24 protein-coding genes are annotated in these 23,775 nt (G+C 59.8%); 12 read left to right on the forward strand and 12 right to left on the reverse strand.

Features of this window, described 5'->3' with window-relative positions:
• Positions 1-16: 16 nt before the first annotated feature.
• Positions 17-1,069 (reverse strand): Rieske 2Fe-2S domain-containing protein, encoded by a 1,053-nt coding sequence (locus ABH945_RS31245; RefSeq protein WP_429253235.1) that lies wholly within the window; start codon positions 1,067-1,069, stop codon positions 17-19.
• Between the two features lie 143 nt (positions 1,070-1,212).
• Here ABH945_RS31245 and ABH945_RS31250 point away from each other — a divergent pair, with 143 nt between their 5' ends.
• The gene (locus tag ABH945_RS31250) at positions 1,213-2,121 is read left to right on the forward strand and encodes a LysR family transcriptional regulator (protein ID WP_074771873.1); all 909 of its coding nucleotides are present in this window, start codon (positions 1,213-1,215) and stop codon (positions 2,119-2,121) included.
• A gap of 87 nt (positions 2,122-2,208) precedes the next feature.
• Here the strand turns inward: ABH945_RS31250 and ABH945_RS31255 are convergent, their stop codons facing one another.
• The 4 genes from ABH945_RS31255 to ABH945_RS31270 all read right to left on the reverse strand — a co-directional run bounded on the left by ABH945_RS31255 (position 2,209) and on the right by ABH945_RS31270 (position 6,402).
• Positions 2,209-3,621 carry a c-type cytochrome gene (locus ABH945_RS31255; protein ID WP_429253236.1) on the reverse strand — a complete coding sequence of 471 codons (1,413 nt, stop codon included), beginning with the start codon at positions 3,619-3,621 and terminating at the stop codon, positions 2,209-2,211.
• A gap of 2 nt (positions 3,622-3,623) precedes the next feature.
• Positions 3,624-5,222, reverse strand: a complete 1,599-nt coding sequence (locus tag ABH945_RS31260) for a GMC family oxidoreductase (RefSeq protein ID WP_074771875.1) — start codon at positions 5,220-5,222, stop codon at positions 3,624-3,626.
• Positions 5,223-5,252: 30 nt separating this feature from the next.
• A complete protein-coding gene (locus tag ABH945_RS31265) occupies positions 5,253-5,798 on the reverse strand; it encodes a sugar dehydrogenase complex small subunit (protein ID WP_074771877.1) in 546 nt (181 codons plus the stop codon).
• Positions 5,799-5,964: 166 nt separating this feature from the next.
• Positions 5,965-6,402: a PRC-barrel domain-containing protein gene (locus ABH945_RS31270; RefSeq protein ID WP_429253237.1), complete on the reverse strand. Its 438-nt coding sequence runs from the start codon at positions 6,400-6,402 to the stop codon at positions 5,965-5,967.
• Between ABH945_RS31270 and ABH945_RS31275 the strand changes: the two genes are divergently transcribed.
• Positions 6,401-6,667 carry a hypothetical protein gene (locus ABH945_RS31275; protein WP_429253238.1) on the forward strand — a complete coding sequence of 89 codons (267 nt, stop codon included), beginning with the start codon at positions 6,401-6,403 and terminating at the stop codon, positions 6,665-6,667. The two genes, ABH945_RS31270 and ABH945_RS31275, sit on opposite strands and share 2 nt — an antisense overlap.
• A gap of 151 nt (positions 6,668-6,818) precedes the next feature.
• On the opposite strand, the gene ABH945_RS31280 is transcribed toward ABH945_RS31275, so the two are convergent.
• The 5 genes from ABH945_RS31280 to ABH945_RS31300 form a co-directional block, all read right to left on the reverse strand.
• Entirely contained in the window at positions 6,819-7,613 is a 795-nt protein-coding gene (locus tag ABH945_RS31280) for a hypothetical protein (RefSeq protein ID WP_429253281.1), read from the reverse strand.
• A gap of 104 nt (positions 7,614-7,717) precedes the next feature.
• On the reverse strand, positions 7,718-9,166 hold the full coding sequence (locus tag ABH945_RS31285; RefSeq protein WP_429253239.1) for an amino acid permease: 1,449 nt from the start codon (positions 9,164-9,166) through the stop codon (positions 7,718-7,720).
• Positions 9,167-9,279: 113 nt separating this feature from the next.
• Complete coding sequence (locus ABH945_RS31290; RefSeq protein WP_429253240.1) at positions 9,280-10,353, reverse strand: porin; 1,074 nt, start codon at positions 10,351-10,353, stop codon at positions 9,280-9,282.
• A gap of 112 nt (positions 10,354-10,465) precedes the next feature.
• Positions 10,466-10,858 (reverse strand): RidA family protein, encoded by a 393-nt coding sequence (locus ABH945_RS31295; protein ID WP_429253241.1) that lies wholly within the window; start codon positions 10,856-10,858, stop codon positions 10,466-10,468.
• 15 nt (positions 10,859-10,873) lie between these two features.
• Complete coding sequence (locus ABH945_RS31300) at positions 10,874-12,097, reverse strand: aromatic amino acid transaminase (protein ID WP_429253242.1); 1,224 nt, start codon at positions 12,095-12,097, stop codon at positions 10,874-10,876.
• A 133-nt stretch (positions 12,098-12,230) separates the two neighbouring features.
• Here ABH945_RS31300 and ABH945_RS31305 point away from each other — a divergent pair, with 133 nt between their 5' ends.
• Entirely contained in the window at positions 12,231-12,707 is a 477-nt protein-coding gene (locus ABH945_RS31305; protein WP_074771891.1) for an Lrp/AsnC family transcriptional regulator, read from the forward strand.
• A 21-nt stretch (positions 12,708-12,728) separates the two neighbouring features.
• Here ABH945_RS31305 and ABH945_RS31310 read toward each other — a convergent pair whose 3' ends face one another.
• The gene (locus ABH945_RS31310) at positions 12,729-13,481 is read right to left on the reverse strand and encodes a ceramidase domain-containing protein (RefSeq protein WP_074771893.1); all 753 of its coding nucleotides are present in this window, start codon (positions 13,479-13,481) and stop codon (positions 12,729-12,731) included.
• A 380-nt stretch (positions 13,482-13,861) separates the two neighbouring features.
• On the opposite strand from ABH945_RS31310, the gene ABH945_RS31315 reads away from it, so the two are divergent.
• The 8 genes from ABH945_RS31315 (at position 13,862) to ABH945_RS31350 (ending at position 21,427) form a co-directional block, all read left to right on the forward strand.
• Positions 13,862-15,415, forward strand: coding sequence for a phospholipase D family protein (locus ABH945_RS31315; protein ID WP_429253282.1), 1,554 nt, complete (start codon positions 13,862-13,864; stop codon positions 15,413-15,415).
• A 466-nt stretch (positions 15,416-15,881) separates the two neighbouring features.
• Positions 15,882-16,409 (forward strand): Na+/H+ antiporter subunit E, encoded by a 528-nt coding sequence (locus ABH945_RS31320; protein WP_074771897.1) that lies wholly within the window; start codon positions 15,882-15,884, stop codon positions 16,407-16,409.
• The gene (locus tag ABH945_RS31325; protein WP_074771899.1) at positions 16,402-16,662 is read left to right on the forward strand and encodes a monovalent cation/H+ antiporter complex subunit F; all 261 of its coding nucleotides are present in this window, start codon (positions 16,402-16,404) and stop codon (positions 16,660-16,662) included. The genes ABH945_RS31320 and ABH945_RS31325 overlap by 8 nt, the downstream gene beginning before the upstream one ends.
• Before the next feature lie 2 nt (positions 16,663-16,664).
• On the forward strand, positions 16,665-16,907 hold the full coding sequence (locus ABH945_RS31330) for a hydrogenase subunit MbhD domain-containing protein (RefSeq protein WP_074773318.1): 243 nt from the start codon (positions 16,665-16,667) through the stop codon (positions 16,905-16,907).
• 3 nt (positions 16,908-16,910) lie between these two features.
• Positions 16,911-17,255 carry a monovalent cation/H(+) antiporter subunit G gene (mnhG, locus tag ABH945_RS31335; RefSeq protein WP_074771902.1) on the forward strand — a complete coding sequence of 115 codons (345 nt, stop codon included), beginning with the start codon at positions 16,911-16,913 and terminating at the stop codon, positions 17,253-17,255.
• On the forward strand, positions 17,252-17,947 hold the full coding sequence (locus ABH945_RS31340; protein ID WP_429253243.1) for a Na(+)/H(+) antiporter subunit B: 696 nt from the start codon (positions 17,252-17,254) through the stop codon (positions 17,945-17,947). The genes mnhG and ABH945_RS31340 overlap by 4 nt, the downstream gene beginning before the upstream one ends.
• A 16-nt stretch (positions 17,948-17,963) precedes the next feature.
• Entirely contained in the window at positions 17,964-18,338 is a 375-nt protein-coding gene (locus tag ABH945_RS31345; RefSeq protein ID WP_074771907.1) for a sodium:proton antiporter, read from the forward strand.
• Positions 18,332-21,427 carry a complex I subunit 5 family protein gene (locus ABH945_RS31350; RefSeq protein ID WP_429253244.1) on the forward strand — a complete coding sequence of 1,032 codons (3,096 nt, stop codon included), beginning with the start codon at positions 18,332-18,334 and terminating at the stop codon, positions 21,425-21,427. Before ABH945_RS31345 ends, ABH945_RS31350 begins: the two co-directional genes overlap by 7 nt.
• Before the next feature lie 20 nt (positions 21,428-21,447).
• On the opposite strand, the gene ABH945_RS31355 is transcribed toward ABH945_RS31350, so the two are convergent.
• Positions 21,448-22,884 (reverse strand): basic amino acid/polyamine antiporter, encoded by a 1,437-nt coding sequence (locus ABH945_RS31355; RefSeq protein ID WP_429253245.1) that lies wholly within the window; start codon positions 22,882-22,884, stop codon positions 21,448-21,450.
• Between the two features lie 558 nt (positions 22,885-23,442).
• Here ABH945_RS31355 and ABH945_RS31360 point away from each other — a divergent pair.
• Positions 23,443-23,751, forward strand: a complete 309-nt coding sequence (locus tag ABH945_RS31360) for a hypothetical protein (RefSeq protein ID WP_429253246.1) — start codon at positions 23,443-23,445, stop codon at positions 23,749-23,751.
• The last annotated feature ends 24 nt before the right edge of the window (positions 23,752-23,775 follow it).

The raw sequence follows: 23,775 nt of genomic DNA on the forward strand, positions 1-23,775 counted from the left end.
GCGTTGGCGTGAACGCTCACGCGGCAAAAATCGGGCTGAGCCCAAGCTTGCGGAGCCCCTTGCGATACGCAATCGAGCTTCGATCTGCAGGGATGTGCGCTTCGAGCGACGGGTCGAGCGGCAGGCATTCCGGCTTCTGCGTTTCGACCACGATGCGGTCCTCCTCGAACACACGCAGATTGAATTCATGCACGGCTTCGACAGGCTGGTCCTTGTCGAAATTACGCGCAATCGGCGCAAACAGGCGCGTTTTGCGTGCGGACACCGGCGACGCCGCGTTCATGATCACGAGCCGGCCATCGTTCGGAAAATGAATCGTCAACGTTGCCGTGAACGGCAGATGCACCTCGAAATGACGCAGCCATTCAAAGCCTTCCTGACCGCGTTGAATCGCGCCGATCGGATAGTTGCCGACATTGCTGCGATAGTCCGCGAAGAAGCCCACCGGTGTTTCGACCGGCGTATAGGCGGGCACCTCGGTGTTGTCGGGATCGCCGAAAGTGTCGGTATGTACCCAGCCAAAATGCGCGACATCGAGAAAGCCTTCCATCTGACGACCCGCAAATCCGCCGATATCGACGGTCGGGCAAACGATCTGCTGGAAATTCGCGTCGTCCCAGAACGGCATTGCGGGAATCACCGGCTCCACGGCCTCAGCGCCAATCGGTTCGCCGATGCAGGTCCACACGAGACCATAGCGTTCGACGGCCGGATACGTGCGCAAATGCAGCTTGGCCGGAATCGGGATAGTCGGGCTGGCGGGAATACGGTTGCAACGACCGCCCTCACCAAAACGCAAACCGTGATAGCGGCATACCACGCCTTCTCCATCATGTTTGCCGATGCTCAACGGCACGCCGCGATGCGGACACACATCACGCGCGACCACCAGCTTGCCGTCCACGCGATACACCACGAGCGGTTCGTCGAGCAGCATCGCGGCGACGGGCGCGTCGCGCACGCTGTCGCTCAAGGCTATCGGATACCAGTGCATCGCGAGACGCTGCCAGTCTTCGGAGTCGAACGTGCAATTGGGCGGGGGCGAGACGATGGCCTTGGTCGGTGTCATGGGGGCGTCCTTTTAATGTGGGCGAGGCCCGCATTCCGCAGCAATGCGGTTTGCGAAATTTGATGACTTGATTTTTACGGACGCGGCCGTTCCAATAAACAAGCAAATTGTCGTCACCCCGTTGCAAAAAACTCAACACCCTCATGATTACGTTCTCACGCTTCACGAATTACTTCAGCGCTATCGTCGAACACGGCAGCATTCGCAAGGCAGCGGAAGCGCTGCATGTGTCGGCTTCCGCGATCGACCGCCAGGTGCTTCAGGCGGAGAAGGAAATTGGCGCGCCGCTGTTCGAGCGCGTACCCGGCGGCTTGCGTCTGACCGCCGCAGGCGAAGTGTTCGTCAATCTCGTGCGCGGCTGGCAGCGCGACTATCGCCGTGCGCTGACGCAGATCGACGAGCTACAGGGATTGAAGCGCGGCCACATCGAAGTCGCGATCATCGACGCGCTAACGGAAGGCTTCGTCGCGGAAGTCATCGCGAAGCTCGCGGTGGATCATCCGGGTTTGACGGTCGGCGTGCAGGTGCTGGATAACGACGAGGTGGCGCGAAAAATCGTCGCCGGTGACGTGGATTTCGGCTTGCTGCTGGCGTCGGAATCGACCAAAGATTTGCAGATCCGCGCGTCCGCGAATGCGCCGCTGGGCGTGGCGTTCCAACCTGGCCACTCGTTGCGTGATAACGCCGATGTGCGAGTGAGCCATACGCTCGATCACAAGCCGATTCTTCCCGCGCCGCCGCTGGTGATCAGCGAACGCGTGACGTCGTTATTCGATCGGCACGATGTCGACGCGCAGCGCTTCATGGCATGCAACAACACGCAGATGATGCGCTCGCTGGTGCGCCAGGGCGTGGGCGTCGCGGTGCTGTGCTGGCTCGATGTGGCGGTCGATGTTGCAGCTGGTCAGATGGAATTCCGGCCGCTCAAAGACACGCATCTGAAGCCGCTGCAGTTGCATCTCTGCGTGGCCGCGCGGCGGCAGTTGTCGCACGGCGCGCGCGAGGTGATCCGCTATTTCGAAACGGGCATGGCAGGTATCGGGCTAACGTGAGATCGCCGGTCCGATTGCGATTCGGCGACACGCTCCGCTCAACTCGACGAGATGGGTCTTCGCATCGACGATGCCGCCATCGGCCGTTCAACGCCTCGCCATTCGTGGCTGCCGTCTACGCGTCAGCAGAAACAGCAGTATCAACACGATCACGGCCGCCACCACCAGCCCCGCACGCGCAATCAACACCAGCGGCGATGCCTCGCCACCCGCGCGCAAAGTCTTCACCTGCTCGGCCGTCACGTGCGCTTGCGGATTGCCATACTGTGCCAGCAGATAATTGCCGAGCGTCGTTATCTGCTGGTCGGAAAGCAGGTTGCCGAACGCGGGCATCAGCACATCCGGTGCACTGGCTTGCCGGTGCACGCCTTCGAGCATCACCATCACGAGATTGTTGGTGTTCGCGTGACCGAGCGCCGTGTTGTGAAACAACGAAGGCAGTCCCGGACCGTCGATACCCTGACCCGCCCCCTCTCCTTTCGCCTGATGACAACTCGCGCAATACGCGTCGTAGAGTTGCGGACCGCTCATCTGGTTGGCGTCGGCAGGCAACGCTACGCCGCGAATCTCGTCGAAGCTGCCTTTCGGACCACCCCACGTATGCGCGGCCTGCACGTCGCCGGCATTGCGGATTGGCGGCGTCGACTTGAGGTAAGTCGCCATCGCGCTCAGATCGCCGGAGTTCAGATGACTCAGGCTGTTATCCACCGCTTCGGCCATCGGGCCGGCCGCCTGGGCTCGGTCGATCACATGACCCGTGCGCAGATAGTCCGCAATCTGCGCTTCGCTCCAGGAGCCGATGCCGCTGACCGGATCGGAAGACACGTTCGGTGCGTACCATGTGCCGACCACGCTGCCAGCGAGACCCATCGCACCGTTTTCGGCCATCAGCACATTGCGCGGTGTATGGCACGTGCTGCAATGGGCGAGGCCGCGCACCAGATAAGCGCCGCGATTCCATTCAACACCTTTCGACGAATCCGGCACGAACGGCCCATGATCGAGGAACAGCAGATTCCACACAGCCATAGAAAGACGCACGTTGAACGGGAACGGCAACGCAGTGGCCTGCGGCGATTCATCGACCGGTGTCACGCCCTGCATGAAGTACGCGTAGAGCGCTTTCACGTCGTCGTCGGTCACTTGCGTGTACGACGTGTAGGGCATCGCCGGATAGAGATGCTGGCCATCCGCGCGAATCCCGCGTCGCAAGGCCGCGCCGAATTGTTCGAGCGTGTAGTTGCCGATACCGTGCGTTTTCGAAGGCGTAATGTTGGTCGACACGATATTGCCAAGCGGCGTGGATAGCGACAAACCGCCGGCAAACGGCTTGCCTTGCGGCGCGGTATGACACGCCACGCAATCGCCGGCTTTCGCGAGATATTCGCCCTGTTTGACGAGATCGTCGTCCGCTGCGTGCACTGCCAGCGAAAACCCGGCCGACACGAGCAGCGCCGTGCCGACACGGCGTATCGATCTGATGGTCTGTGAATGAGTCATCGTCAGGCGTTCGCGTGAATGTGTTCGGCCGACCGCAGCGCGAGCGCGACGCCCGTCAGGGTCGAGTTCACCGTGGCGGCGGTGGGCATCACGCCGGTACTCGCGATATACAGATTCTCGTGATCGTGTGCGCGTCCGAATGCGTCGACGACAGAGTCTTTCGGGTCGCTGCCCATCGCCATCGTGCCGGTGATGTGCTGATTGTTGCCGTACACGCCGTCCGGGCTATAACGCAGATTAGTGCCGCCCATCAATCCGGCGATCTGGGTGTACGCCTCGCGCGCCGCCGCCATGCCTTTATCGACGTAATCGTTCATCGCGTAGTGCATTTGCGGAGTGGGAATGCCGAGCGCGTCTTTTTTGTCGCTGAGCGTCACGCGATTATTCGGATCGGGCAGGATTTCCAGCACGTTCTTCAGGCTGCACTGCCGCGCCGCGTGATAGCGGATCTGCTCTTCCAGTTCCGCGCCGTACACGCCCTTCGCGATCAACGCCTGCGTCACCGATTGCACCTGCGACGAATTCGAAATGTCGATGCGGAACGCCGCGTGCTCAGAGCGGAATGCGCCGTCGCGAAGCGAGTTGATCGAACTCGGACTCATCGGGCCACGGCCAGGCCAGAGTTCTTCTTCGGCGTCGAATACGAGGCCGTTGCTCGGGTGATCCATCAGAAAGCGGCCCACCGTATCGGAGCTGTTCGCGAGCCCGTTTCTGTATTTATCGCTCGCGGACAGCAACAACAGCTTCGGACTTTCAATACCGTTCGCGGCCAGAATGAACGTCTTTCCCGTCACACGATGTGTGGTCTTGTCCGGGTCGTAGTAATGGACCGCTGCGATGAGGCCGCGCTCGTCGTGTTCGATGCGGTACACCACCGCATTCGCGATCAGTTTTGCTCCCGCTTTTTCTGCTGCATCGACAGCGAGACCGCCGTGATATTGCGCGTCGATCGGACAGATCGGCATGCAGTTGTTGTTGCCGCAGCAGGCCGGGCGGCTGTCGTAGGTGCGGCTGTTGCGCGCGGTGGTATTGGTGACGACTTCGAAGCCGCCCGGCGCGAGCCGTTCGCGAAAACGCTGTTCGAGATACGACTCCGCGACCGGCTCCATCGGGAACGGCTGCGTGCGCGGCGAGCCGGTATTCGGCGCGCCCGAGACGCCCATCTTCACTTCCGCTTCCTGATAGAACGGATCGAGATCGTCGTACGAGATCGGCCAGTCCCGGCCTACACCGTAAAGCGTCTTGATGCGCAAATCGTTCGGCAGGATCCGCCACGCCTGCGCGGCCCAATGCCAGGTCGTGCCGCCCACTATGCGGATGTACTCCGGCTTGTACGGATACGGGCCGGCCTGCACGAGGTAACCATTGTCTTCAGGCTGATAGACCGGATGCGGCGCCCACGACGAAAACGGATACGGCGACATGAAATCGCTCTTGCGCGGCGAATTGCGGAAATTCGCGACGATGCGTCCGCGATCCAGTCGTGGTCCCGCTTCGAGAATCAGCACCGAAGCGCCCTGCAACGCAAGCCGTTGGGCCGCGAGTGCGCCGCAAATACCCGAACCGATCACGACGATGTCCGCTGATTGCTGATCAGGCATGTTGGATTCCCTGGATTGGCTGCACGAACTTCAGGCGGCCAGGGGATTGCGCCCCCAGCTTCCGTACGGACCATACGCATAGCTCGGCGGCTTCAGGCGGTCCGCGACCACGATGTTCATCAAGCTCGACTCGTAGGTGACGCAGCGCGCCGCCGCGCCCGAGCCGACCACGCCGATGTACCAGGCGGTGGCGATCTGCGCGGGCAGTTTGGCGAATGGCGCATTGGCCGCATCGAGCGATGTTTGCAGATCGTGGGCGGCGGGTTTGTTGCTGGCAACAAATGCTGCCAACGCGCTCAACTGTTCCGCGAATGACGGCATCGTCGCAACGAGGCCGTCATGCAGACGCTTTGCTTGCGCCGCGTCGAGCGTCGCATGGCCGGTGATGAGTTGCGACACGCTCAGGAAGTCGTCGAGCACGTTCGCGGATGCCGGCGCCGACGCAGGCGTCTGCGCCCCGGCAAGCGTCCATGGAATGAACGAGCTGGCATAGCTCGCCAGAATGCTGGTCAGCAGAAGGCGTCGCGTGGAATTGGGCGCGGGTGGGCGCGCGCCGGAGTCGAGCGGAGTCGTCATGATCTATCCTGATCTTCCAATGCCGATGAACAGTCAACGGCCAGGCACCGCAATCCCATTCGCGCGATGGGTTTCCGCCCGACAGTTCCACGCAATAAAGTTCGCCCTCAACCCTCTCTGACGACACCCGGCGAGCCGCTACACATAACGCCCTGCAAAATCACGACTAGTGATGCGGATACTCCGAGCGCGGCGTTGGAGTCGCCTTCACCCTGGTGTACTCGAATACGGGGAGTGCCTTGATCGCGGCCTTGGTCGCGCCGGCCAGGATCAGCTTGCCGTCCTGGTAGTCGAGCTGTTCGACCGGAATGGCGACGTCGTGATGAGACACGCCAAGGAACTGATTGGCCGCGACGATCGCGAACGAAACCGAATGATCGGGCGCAACGATGATGTCGTGGATAACGCCCACTTTCTCGCCGTTTTCGTTGTACACGGCCTTATTCAGGATCGACTTCTTGACGCTCCAGCCGAGAATCAGATCGGTAGATTGCGTGACGGTTACACCAAGCGGCTGAGCGCCCGCGACTTGCGCAAAAGAAGGGGACGACAGCATACCCAGCGAGGCAGACATAATCACGAGTGCGGCGACTTTTGATTTCATGACTTCCTCTGGAGGTATCGTTCTTCGGGGGAGGGCGATGCGGGACGCTCTCATTAAAGGCTACAGAAAAGAAAAAGTAAATAATTCGATCCTTGAAAACATCTATCGAATTTCCGTCGAATTTTTTCTATTCGATGCGCGAGGCGAGAAGAAGAACAGATTTTCTTTTAATAAAGAACGCCACGAAAAATATAAAAGCGTCAATCCGTTTCGGCGGTGTTGCGCCAACGGCGCGAATAGACATGTTCGCGCAGCGATGACGTGAAAGCAGTCCGTAAAGACGAAATTAATTCACGCGAATACGCACACTTTGCTTAACACGATAAAAAGAAACGTTGCCATCCGGCCGAATAAAATATTTGCACAGCGAGTTGCTCCTCGGGAGAAGCGAAGGCCGCGCAAATCGGCATAAGTAGTCATTCCGCAGCGACAACGGCTGGCTTCTCGTTCTCTGGATTCTTCATCGTGGCAAGCCGTTTGGTACACCACTGCACAAACATCGCGACGAATGCGGCCTCTGCAAAAGCGGGCAATGGATGCTGGTGAGGCAACACGAATACCAGTACCAGACAGAACGCTGCAAACGAGAACCTGCCGAGCACCATGCCCCGCAGCAGCGAGATCACGAACGCCGGCCCGTGCGCGCGATGAGACGACACCGACAGCACGGAGCCAAGCAGCGGAAATACGGCAAGCAAACCGCTCCACGTCGCACCGGCCCATCCAGATAACGATGTGACGACGATCGTGAGCGCTGCACCGGCCACCATCCGGCCGACGAGATCGGCGCGCGAAAGCGGCGCACCTGCAGCAACCGCGGAACTGCGGGGCAGGAAAGACTGGCCGAAACATACGGCGGACAAAGCGGCGATTGCGGCCCATATCGGCGAGGTCGGCAACATGGACAAAGCGAAGGCCGCGATCAACCAGGTGGCGAGTCCCGCAAGCAACGCAATCGGCCACGAACGTGAACGGCAGGTCCACGCATAGGCGAAATTGAATGCTTCGGACGCGAGGATCGCAGAGAGGGAAAGCGTGGCGGCACGCGCGCCGAACTCCGGGCCATGCGCGAGTACCAGCAGATACAGAATCGGACCGGCTACGACCGGCAAACCCGCCAGCCACCCCGCGATGGATGGCCCCCACCATTTGCCCGACATCGAAACGATCAGCAGGAACAATGGGACAAGCGTGAGTTTGAGCGCGAGCATGCCGGGGGCGAGCGGATTTAAAGCGAAATCATACCCTCGTCGCCGGAAAGGAAGGCTCGTCACGCGAGCCCTCCACAACCGACCAGCAAACAATTACCCGCCGCTTAACTCGCCTCTTCGGCAATGCGCACCGTCTGATCAGACAACGAGCGCCGACGATAACCGACGAAATAAATAACGCTCAGCACCGTCAGGAAAGGCACGCCGAAAATCAGCGTCATGCGGAACTCGGGGGTGAACAATGTCGTGACGGTCACCGCGAGCGTCAGGCCCGCGCCAAGCAACGTCAGCACCGGGAAGCCCCGCATCCTGAAGCGCAGCGTCGGCCGACCGCTTGCCACCCAATGTCGGCGGAAAAAATAGTGCGTGACGAAAATCATGGTCCACGTGAACAGCGCGCCGAACATCGAAATCGCCATCATGATCGTGAACGATGCATCCGGATACACGACGCTCAGAATGGTCGCCAGCGCAATGCCGCTCGTGGACAGCAACAGCGCGCCCATCGGCACACCGCGCCGGTTCACTTCGCCCAGACGGCGCGGCGCATGTCCGGCGCGCGACAGGCTGAACATCATCCGCGTGGTGATGTAGAGCTGGCTGTTCATCGCCGACAATGCCGCGACCAGCACCACGAAATTGATGACGCCCGCAGCGCCCGGAATGTGCATGGCTTCCATCACCTTGACGAACGGGCTCTGGTCCTTGCCTGCCGCAGTCCAAGGGACGATGGCGAGCATCAGTGCCAGCGTCACCAGATAGAACAACACGAGGCGGACGATCGTGGAGCGGAACGCTTTGGTCACCGCGCGCTCCGGGTCCTGCGCTTCGCCTGCGGCAACCGCGATCATCTCAATGCTGAGATAGCTGAAGATAGCCACGATCACCGCGACCCATGTTCCCCACGCGCCTTTGGGGAAGAAACCGCCATCCGCGAAATAGTGATGGAAGCCGGCAGCCGAAGCTTCCTGCCCCGGCTGCGCGACCGCGACCAGCGACGGATTGATGAACACCACGTAGGCACCCAGCACGATGAATGCCGCGATAGCCGAAATCTTGATGAGCGAGAACCAGTACTCGACCGAGCCGAACACGTCGACACTGCGCGCGTTGACGATCACGAGCACGCTCGAAAAGCCGACGATCCACAACCATCCCGGCACTGTCGGGAACCAGTACTTCATGTACAGCGCAATGGCCGTCACTTCAGTACCGACCGCGAGTACGATGCATGCCCAATACGCGTAGCGAACCAGAAAACCCATCCACGGACTGACGTAATGCTCGGCATAGGCGCCGAACGACCCGGAGGTGGGATGCGCGACGGTCATCTCCGCAAGACAGCCCATCAGCAGCAACGAAATCAGTGCGCCGATCGCGTAGCTGATCAGCACGCTCGGGCCCGCGAAGCTGATGGCGAATCCGCTGCCGAGGAACAGACCCGTGCCGATCGCGCCGCCAATCGCGATCATCGACATTTGTGTGGCGCTCAGGCCGCGACGCAAACCGCTTTCCCGCTCGACGATTTTCTGGAACTGATCTTCGTGTCTCATCAATACCCTCCGTGATGCATTTAACCCGCGTGACTGGATTCTGAATGGCCGGATCTACGCGGACCCGCGCTGTCCGGCCTACTGTTCAATCAAGCTCTTATCGCACGCGGCAATCAGAAAATGTGACGAAGCCCCACCGCGACGCCCGTCTGATTGCTGTTGCCAGGCAATTCGGTTTGTGCGCCGCCCGAGACCTTGTTGTAGTCGACCGTACCGTACACCTGCGTGGCTTTCGACAACGCGTATTCTGCCTCGACCACGCCGGTATAGCGCTTGCCGCTGTTGCCGCTTATCCCGTTCACGTTCTTGATGCTGTCGTAGTAGAACGCGCTCGTCAGCGAAACGGCCGGATTGATCTGCCAGGTGAAGCCGGTATAGCCGATCGTGTCCTTGCGCGGGTTATCCGCAAACGAGCCGTACGTGACGGTCCGGCTGCTGTCGTTGAGGTAGTCCTCGTCGATCATTCCAGTGGCGTCATTACCGCCGATATAGCCGAGAAACAGCGTGGCGGTGCCGATCGCGTAGCGGCCGGCTGCGCCCCACATCTGCTGCGATTTGCCTGCGGCGTCGCGGGTGTTCTGGTAGACGGCGCCGACCATCAGCGGGCCATGTGCATACGACGAGCGCACTCCCCAGTACGAATCGGCGCTAATGCTGCCCGGCTGACCGCCAAAGCCATAACTTGCGCCGACGCTCACGCCCGCTGCGGAACCCGCATAGCTGACGGTATTGCTCACGCGTCCTTGCGTCAGGAAATACGGCCACATGTTGGCGGTATAGTTGCCGATAGTCAGCGGATCGAGATCGCCGAACAGATTGAAGCCCTCGGTCGCCTGACGGCCGAGTTTCAGCGTGCCGTAGCCGCTTTCGAGACCGACATACGCATAGCGGCCGAACAGCAGGTTCTGATCCATCTTGCCGTTCTGCGGTTCGAAGCCGTTTTCCAACTGGAAGATTGCCTTCAGATCGCCGCCGAGCGATTCCGATCCTTTCATGCCCCAGCGGCTATTGGTGATCGCGCCGTTTGTCATCTGCACGCTGCTGTTGTTCGCGGCGTCCGCGTTCGTCGTGAAGCGCACGCTCTGATCGAGAATGCCGTACAGCGTCACCGAGCTTTGTGCGAAGACACTACTTGACGCCGCGATTCCGATAATAGTTGGCAATGCCAATCTTATTGATTTCTTCATTGGACTTCCCCTTTGTGGTTATGGTTAATCTCACGACGTGTCTGCCGGACGTTTTGCGTTTCGCTGACACCTGCCGTCAACGTCCGACAGCAGGTGTTTCGTTCCAGCTCGATTAAGGCGACGGCGTACCCGATGGCAGCGCCACATACGCCACCAGTTCGATCAACATGTCTGGATGCGCGAAGCCCGCCACCGCAACACTCGTGCGATTCGGATAAGGCGCCGCGAAAAACTTGCGGTACTCGGCGTCGATGGCCGGCATGTCTTTCGCGTTCGCCATGTAGATCAGCACCTGCGCGACATCCAGCATTTGCGCGCCTGCCGCCATCACTGCCTGAGCGAGATTCTGCAAAGTCAGACGCGTCTGTTCGGCGATGCCGTCACCGGCAATTTCGCCGTGTGCATCGACGGGACCGTGCGCGGTGAACATCAGGCCGCTCGCGTGCGTGGCCCATGAAAACGGCTGACGGGGTTCGGGAAGACCCGTTGAAATAAGGTTTGGCATGGCTGATACCCGAAGTCAGGAAAGAGACGCACACGCGTTGCTACGCGCGTTCAGCACGGTGCCGATTGCGTCAGCGACCAGATCGAGATTCGCGTCGTTCAACCCCGCGACGCACAGACGCCCCGAACGCAGCAGATAAACGCTGTAGCGTTCGCGCAGCACATCGACTTCGGCCGGGAGAATTCCCGTGTAGCTGAACATTCCGCGCTGCGTCGTCAGGTAATCGAACGACATGCCGGGCACCGCCGCTTCGAGACGCTCACGCAACGCCGCACGCATCCGCTTGATGCGGCTGCGCATACCGGCCACTTCAGCATCCCATTGAGCGGTCAGTTCGACATCGTTCAGCACCGTGGAAATCAACTGTGTGCCATGCAGCGGCGGACTCGAATACATCCGGCGCACGCCCGCCTGCACCTGACTCAGCACGCTCGCGGCTTCACGCTCGCTCGCGCAGACGAACGACAAACCGCCGCACCGCTCGCCATACAGCGAGAAATTCTTCGAGAACGAATTGCTGACGAGAAACGCGAGTCCCGCATCGCATAGCGCGCGGATCGGCCACGCGTCTTCGGCGAGGCCGTCGCCAAAACCTTGATAGGCCATGTCGATGAACGGGATCAGCTGGCGCTGCGTCAGGCGGGCGATCACCGCCTGCCATTGCTCGCGCGTCATGTCGATGCCCGTGGGGTTATGGCAGCACGGCTGCAATAGCACCACGCTGCGGGCGGGCAACGTGTCCAGCGTCGCGAGCATGTCGTCGAAACGGATGCCGTTGGTCTCGCGGTCGTAGTACGGGTACGAATGAACGTCCAGCCCCGCACCGACGAACAGCACGCGATGGTTGTCCCACGTCGGGTCGCTCAGCCAGATCGCGCTATCCGGGAAATAACGCTTGATGAATTCGGCGCCCAGCCGCAGTGCGCCGGAGCCGCCGAGCGTCTGGATCGTCGCCACGCGTTTTTCGCGGACCGCCGCGCAGTCTTCTCCGAATACGAGGCGCTGCACCGCTGCGCGAAACGCCGGCGTGCCCTCCATCGGTAGATAGGTATGCGGCGCGCCCGTTTCGGCGACGCGCGCGGCGGCGCTGCGAACGCTCGACAGCACTGGAATCGCGCCCTTCTCGTCGTAGTAAAGACCGATGCTCAGATTGACCTTGCGCGGCGCGGCGTCCTTCTGGAAGTCCTGAAACAGCGAGAGGATGGGATCGCCGGGATAAGGCGTGACGTGCTCAAACATGTGCGCTCCGTAAAAAATGTTGCGTGCATGTTATCGAGGAAAAAATAGAATTGGCTTCGGTATTCGTGTGCCGGTAAAGCCGTGCGTGATAGAGTCTGTGAATTCCAACCTGAAAATTGAATGATCCTTCGACATGGACCTCGACCGAACCGATATGCGTATCCTGCGCGTCCTCGAAAAAGACGGGCGCATCAGCAATCAGGACCTGGCCGACGCGGTCAAGCTATCGCCGTCCGCGTGTCTGCGGCGCGTGAAGATACTGGAGGAGCAAGGCGTGATCGCAGGCTATCGCTGCGTGATTGCGCCGAAAAAGATCGGCGTCGAATTCGAAGCGCTGGTCCACGTGTGCATGCGGCCGGAAATCGACCAGTGGCACGAACGCTTTATCGAGGCCATCAACGAATGGCCCGAAGTGATTTCCGCGCGAATCGTGACCGGCACATCGAACTACGTGCTCGTCGTGCGCGCGCGCAACCTCGACCACTATTCGGACTTCGTGATCAACCGGTTGCACCGAATGCCGGGCGTGCTATCGACCAATTCGAACATCGTTCTGTCGACGCTCAAGCCGGAAGGCTCGATTCTCGATCTGGCCGACAAGGTGTCCTGAGTCAGTCGCGCTCGCGGCGGTTCACGCCGATACACCGCGAGCCACGTTTGCCCGCGACCGGCTCGCAATCAGCATGATCGACGCACCGGCAAAACCACTCGCGATATGTTTGAGCGCATGGCCCGCGAACAGGTGATCGGTGAGCGCCCAGATCTGCCAGTCGAGCGTTTCGAATACCTTGGCCAGTGCATAGAAACCGATCACCATGCCCCAACCGAGCGGCGCGTCGACCTTGCGAATGAGGGTCATCACGACGATCACCGCGAGGCCGCCAAACTGCAGTTCGGCATATGGCCAAAGGCTGTCGAATGCGAGCCAGTAGCCGATGGTGCCCACCGAAACGATCACGAGTATCGCGATCGGCACCCAGCCCACCCGCTGTCCGGTGACCGACGTCCACAGCATCGCCAGAATGCCGGCGAAGACGATCGTCATGGGAAGCCGGTCCCACACGAGCGTCGCGTCCGACGGTGCAAAGTGATAGTAAGCCGAGCCATAAGCGGTGAGGATCAGCCCGATGGCCACGACCAGCATGCCCGGAAACTGCGCTGGCTGGTGCCTCGCGTGACGCGCGACCCATCGGAGATTGATCAGGCCCGCGACCAGAATCACGATATTCGACAACACGTCCGCTGCGTTGGGCAACATGCCGAGCGAGCGCTCGTCGGCGAAGTGATGGTAGGACGCAGGTTGCGGTAACGGCCAGATGAATTGCAGCGCCGTGCCAACTGCGAAGATCAGGACGCTGGCAACCAGCAAACGGGCAATGTTCACGTGCTCGACTCCGGTAAGACGAAACGCTAGTAGACCTGGCTCCGTCGATGCACGGTCGGGACGGGCCAGGGTTGGTCCTCGTTCGAATTTGCCCGGGCCGCCGCTACCATCGGGCGAGCCGGTCGCTGTAATGAAATACCGGTTTGCGATTAACGGCCATCCTCCGGCCATAGTATTCTGGGCAAGCCGCGCAATTCAGGAAGCCATTCGGCGGCGGCAAAACGTCGTTGCGATATTGCCATGTTTGCCGTCCCAAGGGTCATCTTCCAGGCCGGTTCACGTGACGTCTCCATTGTAAAACCGGGCGGCCGATTCCGAGCCCCGAGGATATCTTGGACCGAATGCAAGCGTTGAAAGCTCATCCGTTTTCGTTGCGCGTGATGCGTCGTTCGGTCGGCAGGGCGTCGGCGTGGCTGCTTTGCGCGAGCGTGCTGTCGGGCTGCGCGCTGCCGTCGCTGGAGAATCGCACGGAGTCGGTGTCGCTGAGTCCTGCGGACGCCGCATCCACGAAACTCGGCCGCGCGGTCGCCCCCGAACTGGCGACGCACGCGGGCCTCGCGGGTATCTATCCGCTGTCGGACGCGCACATGGCGTTTGCCGCGCGCATGGACCTGATCCGTTCTGCGCAACGCACGCTGGACATCCAGTACTACATCTGGCGCAACGATCTGACCGGCACTCTGCTGCTTGAGGAAATTCACGAGGCCGCCGATCGCGGTGTGCGTGTGCGCCTGCTGCTGGACGACCTCGGCATTCCCTCTTCGCTCGACCCGACGCTGGCGGCACTGGATGCGCATCCGAACATCGAAGTTCGGCTGTTCAATCCATTCACGGTCCGTCGACCCAAATTCATCGGCTTCCTGACCGACTTCTCGCGCGCCAACCGGCGCATGCACAACAAGTCGATGACCGCCGACAGCACCGCGACGATTCTCGGCGGCCGCAACATCGGCGACGAATACTTCGACGCCACCGACGGCATCGTCTTCGCGGATCTCGACGTGCTCGCGGTCGGTCCTGCCGCCGCCGATGTCGCCCGGGACTTCGACCGCTATTGGGCGAGCGCGTCGTCCTATCCCGTCGACCGGATCGTGCCGCACGTGAGCGCGGCGCAACTCGACGAACTGGCGCAAAGGGCGCAGGCAATCGAGCGGGACCCGGCCGCCGAAGCCTATATGGATGCACTGCGCGGTCCGCATATCGTGCAGAACATGCTCGACGTGACGTTGCCGCTCGAATGGGCGAAGACGGAGATGATCAGCGACGACCCGGCGAAGGGTTTGAACAATGCGCCGCCGGAAGCGCTGATTTCTCATCAGTTGAGAGAGGTGTTGGGCGACCCTGAACACGAGATCGATCTGGTTTCGCCGTACTTCGTGCCCGCCACTTCGGGCACGCAATATCTGACTGGCCTGGCGGCTCACGGCGTGGAAGTTCGCGTGCTGACCAACGCGCTCGAAGCCACCGATGTCGCCGCCGTTCACTCCGGCTACATGAAGCGGCGGGTCGAATTGCTCAAGAGCGGCGTCCATCTTTACGAGTTGCGGCGTGATCCTGCCGTGGCTCAAAAGAAGGAGCAGTCGCCGGGCCCCTTCGGCAGTTCGGGGTCGAGTCTGCACGCCAAAACTTTCGTGGTGGACCAGCAGCGGGTTTTCGTCGGCTCGTTCAATTTCGATCCGCGCTCGGCGCATCTGAATACGGAGTTGGGTCTCGTGATCGACAGCCCGGAACTGGCGACGCAGATCGAGACCAAGTTCCTCGCGTTGCTGCCGAAGGTCGCGTACGTCGTGCAGCTTGACGAGAATGGCAAGCTCTACTGGATCGAGCGAAACGGCGACCAGGAAATCCGCCACAACACGGAGCCTAATACGACGTGGTACGGGCGGATGGGCGTCTGGATGCTGTCGATTCTTCCTATTGAATCTCTTTTGTAGCATTTGAATGCGTCGGGTTGATAGGCCAAGAGTTCGTGGAGAAAGATGGCTTGTAAATCGACGGCACCGCAGCAGCATTCTCCGCAGAGAAAGAACGCTTTCGATTCGTTAAGAGAAGATCCGAAAATGGCGCTCAACGCGAGTAGGCTCGCCCTCCGCTTTCTGTAAGCCAGCAGTAGCGAGAACATAAAACTTGCTGCCGCGCGTTTTCAATTTATGGTCGCTAAACGGCGCGGACGGTTAGTTGCGTTATATTGACCGAATCGTTGAAGCGAACTCAAAGGCTTCGCGCTTGTTTCACCCGTCAACAACGACACTGATTTGCGATGTCAGAGCGCCGGGCTTTGCTTATGTTTTTCCATTGAAGAATCACCGCCCAGTCGAACTGCCTGCGCCGCCTGTCGGTTGATTTGCCACAGGTTGTCACCTAGAATTTTTCTGGGACCCTCTTTTGGAAACTGAAGACGTGGCTTCGCACAACGAAAAACCTGTCTCGTCGTTATTTCCTCAGGGGATGTTCGGCCTCTGGGTCATCCTGTTTGCAATCTGGATGGTCGCCAACGCGTCGTTGGCCATCGCACCCGCGCTCGTGGGCGCAGTGATCACACTGGTGCTGGCCCATGTGTTTGCGTCGACATGCGACGCATGGCGGCAGGTGCGCTTGACGCCCCGCTCGCTCTATCACTTTCTCGCTTATAGCGGCACCTTCATCGTCGAACTGGTGCGCTCCAATCTGAACATGATGGCTTATGTCTACGCGCGCCGTATCGACATAACGCCTGGCATCATCAAGGTTCGCACCAACCTGAAATCGCCCATGGGCCGCCTCGCGCTCGCTAATTCGATTGCGCTCACACCAGGCTCGCTCGTGATGGATATTCGCGACGACATCCTGTTTATTCACTGGCTCGACGTCAAGACTACCGATATCGACGAAGCCACCGAGGCGCTGGTCACGCCTTTTGAAAAGCATCTGGAGAAAGTCTTTGGCTGAGATCATGCTTCAGCTCGCCACTGTCCTGATCTTTTTCGCCATTCTTTTCGCTGTTATCCGCCTCGTGCTCGGCAAGACGCTCATCGACCGGGTCGTCGCCATCGACACGCTCACCGTCATCTCGCTTTCGCTGATTGCGCTGTACGCGCAAACGTCGGGCCGTATCGTTTATATCGATGTCGCGCTCGTCTACGGATTGCTCAGTTTTCTGGCCGTTCTCGCGATTGCACGCTTTCTCGAAAGGGGCCTTTGACCGTGTTGAAACTCCTGCTTCTGCTGATGTGCGCCAGTATCCTCGTCAGCGGAATATTGGCGGTATGCCTGAAAAACATCATGGCGGCGATGGTCAGTTCGGGACTGGCGAGCCTGTTTGCAGCCGTCGCGTTTCTGCTGCTCGCCGCGCCCGACGTTGCAATGGCCGAGGCCGCGATCGGGTCGGGACTCGCTACCTTCATCTTTCTCTACGCAATCCGCAAAACCGGTTACGAGAGGGGCTAACGCATGATCGAGCTGATCGGCAGTGTATTTATTCTGGCGGGCGCGATCTTTCTGTTCTCGGCCGGTCTCGGCCTGTTGCGCATGCCCGATGCCTATACGCGCATCCAGGCCGGCACCAAGGCGTCGACGCTCGGTAACATGCTGGTGCTGATCGGCCTCGCGTTCTATCACCCGGGCTGGACCTTCCAGCTGATCCTCGTCGCGTATTTCGTGCTGGTGACCAATCCGGTGTCGTCGCATGCGTTGTCGCGTGCGGCATGGTTGATTCGTACTCCGATGGCATCGACCACGATGACCGATGCGCTGGTCGACGAAGAAGAGCGCGGCGCCGGGGAGAAGCAGGCATGATGCGCCGCGTTTTTGCGCTGCTGATCGTCGCGCTGTTCGCCGTGGTGTTCTGGCGCATTGTCGGCGGCTATCAGGAGTTGCAGGCGCTGCGGCCGCTGGCCGAATACTACGTCGTACGGGGGCCAATCGATCTCGGCGCACCGAACATCGTCACCGGCATTCTGATCACGTATCGCGGCTTCGATACGCTCGGCGAAGTCGCCGTGCTATTCATGGTTGCGGCGAGCGTCGGCTTACTGTTGAAAGAAGAAAGCACAACGGCTGAATCGGCGGACGAAGACAGCCCGCGCCGCAAAGCCGGCGAGATTGTCAGAACTGGCACACAGGTATTGCTGCCCATGATCCTGACCTTCGGCGCGTATGTGATCGTGAACGGGCATCTGTCGGCGGGAGGCGGCTTTCAGGGCGGCGCAATCGTAGCATCGGGCGTAATGCTGATGCTGCTCGCGCGACCCGGCGCCACGCTGAACGTCGCGTTGCTGAGCATCGTCGAATCGTTCGCGGGCGTGATCTATGTGTTGATCGGCATTCTCGGGCTGGTGCTGGCAGGCGGTTTTCTCGACGCGCGCTTTCTGCCGCGCGGCCAGTTCGGCGCGTTTTTCAGTGCGGGCGCTATTCCGTTGATCTCGGCATTGCTCGGCGTCAAAGTAGGCGCGGAGCTGAGTGTCATCCTCGACCGGTTCAGAAGCTGACGAAGGAGAACAGCGCATGACCACGGGCCTACCGGTTTCGACCATCCTTCTGATCACGGGCTTTTGTCTCTCGTTGATCGGTCTATGGGGAATGCTGACCCAGCGCAACATTTTGCGCATCATCATCGGCTTCGCGGTGATCGACACGGGGTTGCATATCGTGATGGTCGCGACCGGCTATATCACCGGCGGCACCGCGCCGATCATCGACTCGGCCTTGAGCAAAGCGGACGCCGCACGGCGCGCGATCGATCCGATTCCGTCCGCGCTCGTGGTGACCGCGATCGTGATCGGACTGTCGGTGACGGCCGTGATGCTGTCGTTCGCGATTCGCCTTTACGCGGCCAAAAAGACGCTTTCCATCGACGCGTTCTCCGAGTCGAAATGGTAGCCGGGCTGTTTCATCCGCTGAACATCTTCATTCTCGGGCTGGGTGGCGGCTTTGTGATGCCGCTGCTGTACCGGCTCGGCAAGCCGTGGCTGACGGGCGGATTCTTCGTCGCACTCGGCGGAATCGTGCTGGTCAGCGGCGTGTCGTTTTTCGGACTGATCGAAGGCGGCGACACCATCGAAGTCCTCACGGCGGGCGCACTGCCGCCTGCGTCGATCAATCTGCGCTTCGGCATCTGGGAAGGCTTCTTCGCGTTCAGCGTGAACATGGTGGCGCTGCTTGGCGCGCTGCATCTGTGGGATCGTCTGCGTGGCAATTACGCGGCGTTGCTGCTGTATCTGATTCTCGTGATGGGCATCGACGGCATGGTGATGACCCGCGATCTGTTCAATCTCTTCGTGTTTCTCGAGATCGTCTCGATTGCCACGTACGGCCTGCTCGGACTGGATCGCACACCGGCCGCGTTGTCGGCGGCGTTCAAGTACATCATCGCAACGGTCATTGCCTCGACCTTCTTCCTGCTCGGCGCGGTGCTGCTCTATTACGTGAGCGGCACGCTGAATATCGACGACCTGATCGCGGTCCGCGCCCAACTCAACGGACCGATTGCGGTCACTGCTGTACTGCTCGTTTTCGCCTGCCTTGTCATCGAGCTCAAGCCGTTTCCGGCGAACGGCTGGGGACTCGACGTCTACGAAACCGCACCGAGCGGCATTGCGGCGATGGTGTCGGTCGGCGTATCGGCGGGCGTGTTTTTCGCGTTGCTCAAGTTGCTGCCTTTGTTCGAAGGTCAACTCGGTCTGATCGCGATCTCGGGCGGGCTGACTTTCCTGTTTTCAAATCTGATCGCACTTAAACAGACGAAACCTCAACGTGTACTCGGCTATTCGTCGATTGGACAGATGGGACTTTTGATGCTCGCGCTCTCACTGCTTCGTCAAGTGGGCGCGGAAGCTTCGATTCCGCTCGTGGTCGGCGGTCTGTTTATCAATCACCTGTTCGCGAAGGCGGGACTGTTCTGGCTCGTCGGCATATTGAAACGACACGGCGACGACGCGTTCGCGATCCTGTCGCGCAGTCCGTTGCTGATCGGGCTGCTCGGGCTCTTTCTCGTAGCGATTGCCGGGCTACCGCCCTTCCCCGCTTTTTGGGCGAAGTGGGAACTCGTAATGCAGTTGACCATTGCCGGCAAGCCCTATTGGATCGCGCTGATTCTGACCGGGTCGCTGCTCGAAGCGGCCTACATGTTCCACTGGTTCGTGCGCGCACTGCGTCCATCGGATGACGAAGTGAAAGCCGGTCCCGATCTGGTTGCGCTATTCCCGCTCTTTTGTGTCGCGGTCCTTCTGATTGCGGCTGGTTACGCCGCCGCGTCGTTCTCGGGCGCGGGATCGCTATGGCTCTTTTCTCCGCTGATAGCCGGTGGACTGTTCTACGCAGCGGACCGCCTGCCGGGCCGATTGAAAGGCATCGTTACGCTGATCGTGCTCGCACTCGTGGGCTCATGGCTCGCGTCGGACGCGCACGGCATCGCCGGACTTTTCGCATGGCTTTTGCTGGCGGGGAGCTTCGTGATCGCGGCGGCCAGTCTCTATCGCGACGATATTCGCGCAGGCTTTTATCCGATGCTCGTGGTTCTTCTGCTTTCGATCCCCGCGTTGCTGCGTGCGACGACCACGCTCGAATTTTTCTATAGCTGGGAAATCGTCACGCTGTCATCGTGTTTCCTGATCGCAAAATGCAGGAATGCTGGACCACATGTGCTGACCTTCCTGCTGTTTTCGCTGCTGTCCGCGTTCTGCCTGCTTGCCGGTTTCGCGGAAGTCGCGGCGCTCGACGGCAGCATCCAGCTCTCCGCGCTGATCCGGTCGGGACCGGACGCAAGCCGCGCGTTTGTGCTGCTGGCAGCGGGTTTTCTGATCAAGGCAGGCGCAATCGGCGTGCACGTGTGGCTGCCCGGCGCCTACACCGAAGCTGAAGACGACGTGACCGCGATGCTATCGGCAGTAGTCAGCAAGGTGTCGATGTTCGGGTTGCTGATCTGCACGTATCTGACGATACGCTCGGAAGTCGGACTGGAACTGGCGCACGTGATGGCGTGGATTGGCATGCTCACCACCATCGCAGGCGCACTGATGGCGGTCAGACAAAACGACTTCAAGCGACTGCTCGCGTTTTCGAGCATGAGTCAGCTCGGTTATATCGTCACCGCGATTGCGTTGATGAGTCATCTCGGCTGGGTCACGGCACTTTATCTGGTTGCCAATCACATGCTGGTGAAGGGCATTCTGTTTCTCGCGCTCGCGGGGATCATCATGCGCGCGGGCACGCGCAACTTCGCCGAAACCGGCGGACTCACGCGCGCGATGCCGTTCACGTTTGCGACGGTGCTGATCGCGATTGTGTCGATGTCGGGCTTGCCGCCGCTAATGGGCTTCGGCGGAAAGTGGCTGCTGCTGAGCGCGATGACCGACAAGGGCTGGTACGGACTCGCCGTGTGCGGCGTGCTTGCGACGTTCGTCGGCTTTCTTTATATGGCGCGGATTGTCAGCGGACTTTTCTTCGGGCCGCGTCGCGCGGAACAGGCCGACGTCGTCGAAGCACCGCTTCTGCTGCTTTTGCCGCAATTCGTCCTGGTGATTGGCATCGTGATTCTTTCGTTCTTCCCGAAGCTGCTGATCGAACCGGTGTCGGCGGCAATCGACCCGCAGTTCGCTTCGACACTGGTATGGGGAGGGATGTCGCTCGAAAGCATTTACGGATTCTGGAACCCGACACCTGTCGTGCTTGTGGTGCTCGCCGTGGTCGCCGTACTGTTCGCTATCGTCGTGCTGTTCTATCGCAGCCGACGCCGCCAGGCCGAAAGCCTGTCAGGCTTTTTCAGCTTCTATCGGCCGATATTCGGCCGCGCATTGCCGCCGATTGCGCAGATCTTCTGGCGCGGCGTTTCACACGGCGCACTCGCGGCAGCGGCGAAAATACGCCTCGTGTACACCGGCAATGCGCAAACTTACGCGCTCTATGTATTCGGCTATTTCCTTGTGCTCTATTTCGCAAGCACAGGATTCGGTGGCGGCGCTTTGCGATAAATCGCCGCTCTACGATAAACTCAGACCACAATCGCGCCGCTGACCAAACCGATCAGCGCTGAAAGCGCGCCGCAGACAGCAACGACGAATATGATCCACTCGGCCTTCGTGAAAACGGCCAGGCCACGCTCGCGCCTTGCCAGAATAAACAACATGCTGCCCGGCGCGTAGAGCAACGCCGACATCATCAGAAATTTGGCTCCGCCTGCGAAAAGCAGGAACACCGTGTAAAGCGTCGCAAACGCGGCGATCAGGTAGTCGCGGCGTAATGCACGTTGCGGTTCGACGCCCTGTTCGATATCGCGACGCGCAGCCTTGATGCCGAATGCCGCTACCAGAAAATAGGGAATCAGTGCCATTGAACTGGTGAGGTTCAACATCAACGAAAACGCGTCGTTCGACCAATACGTGCTGATGACGAATAGCTGCACCACGCTACTGGTCAACCAGATTGCGGCCACCGGCAATTTGCGCTCGTTCTGACGCGAGAATATTGTCGGCATCGTGCCGGTGCGCGCCGCGGCGAATAACACCTCGGCGCAGATCAGCGACCACGCGAGATACGCACCGAGAATCGAAACGATCAGACCGCCGCCGATAAAGACCGTGCCGAACGGACCGAGCAGCGCACCCAATACGGCAGCCATCGAAGGCTGACGCATCACGGCGATATCCGCACGAGGAAGCACCGCATACGGCAACAGCGTGACCAGCACCAGCAGACACAAAACGGCGATAAAACCGGTAATCGTCGCCGCGCCGACGTGCGAGCGCTGTTTTGCATAGCGGGAATAAACGCTCGCACCTTCAATGCCGACGAACACGAATACGGTAATCAGCATCGTCGAACGAATCTGCGAAAACAGGCTTGCCGGAAGCGCGTTTTCGCCGCTCTCCCAGAAGTTCGCATGAAACATATCGAAGCGGAATAGCACGATCAGGATGCCGATGAACAGGATGATCGGAATCACCTTCGCGACGGTTACGATTGTGTTGATCAGCGTGGCCGATTGCACGCCTCGCAACATCACCAGATGAAATAGCCAGATGCCGACAGACGACACGGCGATCGCTGTCGCGGTATTGCCGTCGCCGAACGCGGGGACGAATGCGCCGAGTGTCGATTTGATCAACACCCAGTAAGACACGTTGCCGAAGCATCCCGCCATCCAGTAGCCAAATGCGGAGAGGAAACCTGCGTAATCGCCGAAGCCTTCTCTCGCGTAGGCGAACACGCCTGCGTCGAGTTCGGGGCGTCGCTCGGCCAGCGCCTGAAAAACCCGCGCCAACGCATACATGCCGATGCCCGCCACACACCACGCGATGATCGCGCCGAGCGGTCCCGTAGCGCGCGCAAAATTACGGGGCAACGAGAAGATTCCCGCACCGACCATCGATCCGACGACCATTGCGGTCAATGCAGGCAGCGATAGTTTTGTCTCGACTTGAGATGACATTGTTCACCATTCAGGGAAGCAGATTGCTTTCAGAAGTGACTGACGCGTCGGCTTGATGACTGGAACACCCGGCCGCTGTGTGCGAGAAATTCCGGCTGGACATCAGCATGTTCTATTTCGTTGGAAGCCGGAGTTCGCTGCACCTACGTGCTATCAACTTTCGCCGATGGCGACAATGCCGCAGGTGGTCTCGTTTGTCGTTTTTTCACTTTACGCCTTGTTGTCATCATAGGATAACTTCGCTATGGGGTCAGGTGATTTGTGCCCGCGAGACGGATTGCACCAGCGACACATGACAGACGCAAAGCCATGAAATCATTGTGGACGACTACAGAGATTTTTCGCTCCATCTATTTTCAAAGGGTTAGCCCTGGTGCATGGCACGCTTCCCCCTTGGTACTAATCAGGTCAATGATTAAAGCAACGCACCTCAAAGTTGCCAAAGAGAATTCGACGACACGAGGAAGGTCGACTCAAAAGGAAGACCCGGGGTCCACGAATGGCGTGAATTCGGAAGGTGTTTTACATTGTTTAATCATGTTGGTTAATGGAGCACAAATGATGGCACGCACTACTTTCAAATTCGCCACTGCATTGGTGGTATTCAGCGTCCTGACCTCGGGCGCAGCAATTGCACAGCAACCCGCAGCCGATGCACCGGCCATGGCCAGCGCCACTCACAGCGACCCGATTGTCCAGAAGCGGATGGAGGTTCGCAGCGCCAATCAGAAGCAGCGCGCGGCGAATGCAAAGACCAGGCAGCAGGCGAAGCAGCAACAAGCTCAGGCTAAAGCCGAACGCGACAAGTCGGTATCGCAATCGCGTGCGCGCGCGACGGCGGCGATGAGCGCATCGGCTCCGCAATAACGTGAATGGTTTGCCGCTGGCAGT

Source organism: Paraburkholderia sp. GAS333, from assembly GCF_050435665.1.
In the GTDB taxonomy this organism is placed as follows: domain Bacteria; phylum Pseudomonadota; class Gammaproteobacteria; order Burkholderiales; family Burkholderiaceae; genus Paraburkholderia; species Paraburkholderia fungorum_A.

Bases quoted from the DNA above. Each gene is read 5' to 3' on its own strand.
- ABH945_RS31245 (WP_429253235.1), bottom strand. From the start codon at position 1,069: ATGACACCGACCAAGGCCATCGTCTCGCCCCCGCCCAATTGCACGTTC.
- ABH945_RS31250 (WP_074771873.1), top strand. From the start codon at position 1,213: ATGATTACGTTCTCACGCTTCACGAATTACTTCAGCGCTATCGTCGAA.
- ABH945_RS31255 (WP_429253236.1), bottom strand. From the start codon at position 3,621: ATGACTCATTCACAGACCATCAGATCGATACGCCGTGTCGGCACGGCG.
- ABH945_RS31260 (WP_074771875.1), bottom strand. From the start codon at position 5,222: ATGCCTGATCAGCAATCAGCGGACATCGTCGTGATCGGTTCGGGTATT.
- ABH945_RS31265 (WP_074771877.1), bottom strand. From the start codon at position 5,798: ATGACGACTCCGCTCGACTCCGGCGCGCGCCCACCCGCGCCCAATTCC.
- ABH945_RS31275 (WP_429253238.1), top strand. From the start codon at position 6,401: ATGACTTCCTCTGGAGGTATCGTTCTTCGGGGGAGGGCGATGCGGGAC.
- ABH945_RS31270 (WP_429253237.1), bottom strand. From the start codon at position 6,402: ATGAAATCAAAAGTCGCCGCACTCGTGATTATGTCTGCCTCGCTGGGT.
- ABH945_RS31280 (WP_429253281.1), bottom strand. From the start codon at position 7,613: ATGCTCGCGCTCAAACTCACGCTTGTCCCATTGTTCCTGCTGATCGTT.
- ABH945_RS31285 (WP_429253239.1), bottom strand. From the start codon at position 9,166: ATGAGACACGAAGATCAGTTCCAGAAAATCGTCGAGCGGGAAAGCGGT.
- ABH945_RS31290 (WP_429253240.1), bottom strand. From the start codon at position 10,353: ATGAAGAAATCAATAAGATTGGCATTGCCAACTATTATCGGAATCGCG.
- ABH945_RS31295 (WP_429253241.1), bottom strand. From the start codon at position 10,858: ATGCCAAACCTTATTTCAACGGGTCTTCCCGAACCCCGTCAGCCGTTT.
- ABH945_RS31300 (WP_429253242.1), bottom strand. From the start codon at position 12,097: ATGTTTGAGCACGTCACGCCTTATCCCGGCGATCCCATCCTCTCGCTG.
- ABH945_RS31305 (WP_074771891.1), top strand. From the start codon at position 12,231: ATGGACCTCGACCGAACCGATATGCGTATCCTGCGCGTCCTCGAAAAA.
- ABH945_RS31315 (WP_429253282.1), top strand. From the start codon at position 13,862: ATGCGTCGTTCGGTCGGCAGGGCGTCGGCGTGGCTGCTTTGCGCGAGC.
- mnhG (WP_074771902.1), top strand. From the start codon at position 16,911: ATGATCGAGCTGATCGGCAGTGTATTTATTCTGGCGGGCGCGATCTTT.
- ABH945_RS31340 (WP_429253243.1), top strand. From the start codon at position 17,252: ATGATGCGCCGCGTTTTTGCGCTGCTGATCGTCGCGCTGTTCGCCGTG.
- ABH945_RS31345 (WP_074771907.1), top strand. From the start codon at position 17,964: ATGACCACGGGCCTACCGGTTTCGACCATCCTTCTGATCACGGGCTTT.
- ABH945_RS31350 (WP_429253244.1), top strand. From the start codon at position 18,332: ATGGTAGCCGGGCTGTTTCATCCGCTGAACATCTTCATTCTCGGGCTG.
- ABH945_RS31355 (WP_429253245.1), bottom strand. From the start codon at position 22,884: ATGTCATCTCAAGTCGAGACAAAACTATCGCTGCCTGCATTGACCGCA.
- ABH945_RS31360 (WP_429253246.1), top strand. From the start codon at position 23,443: ATGATGGCACGCACTACTTTCAAATTCGCCACTGCATTGGTGGTATTC.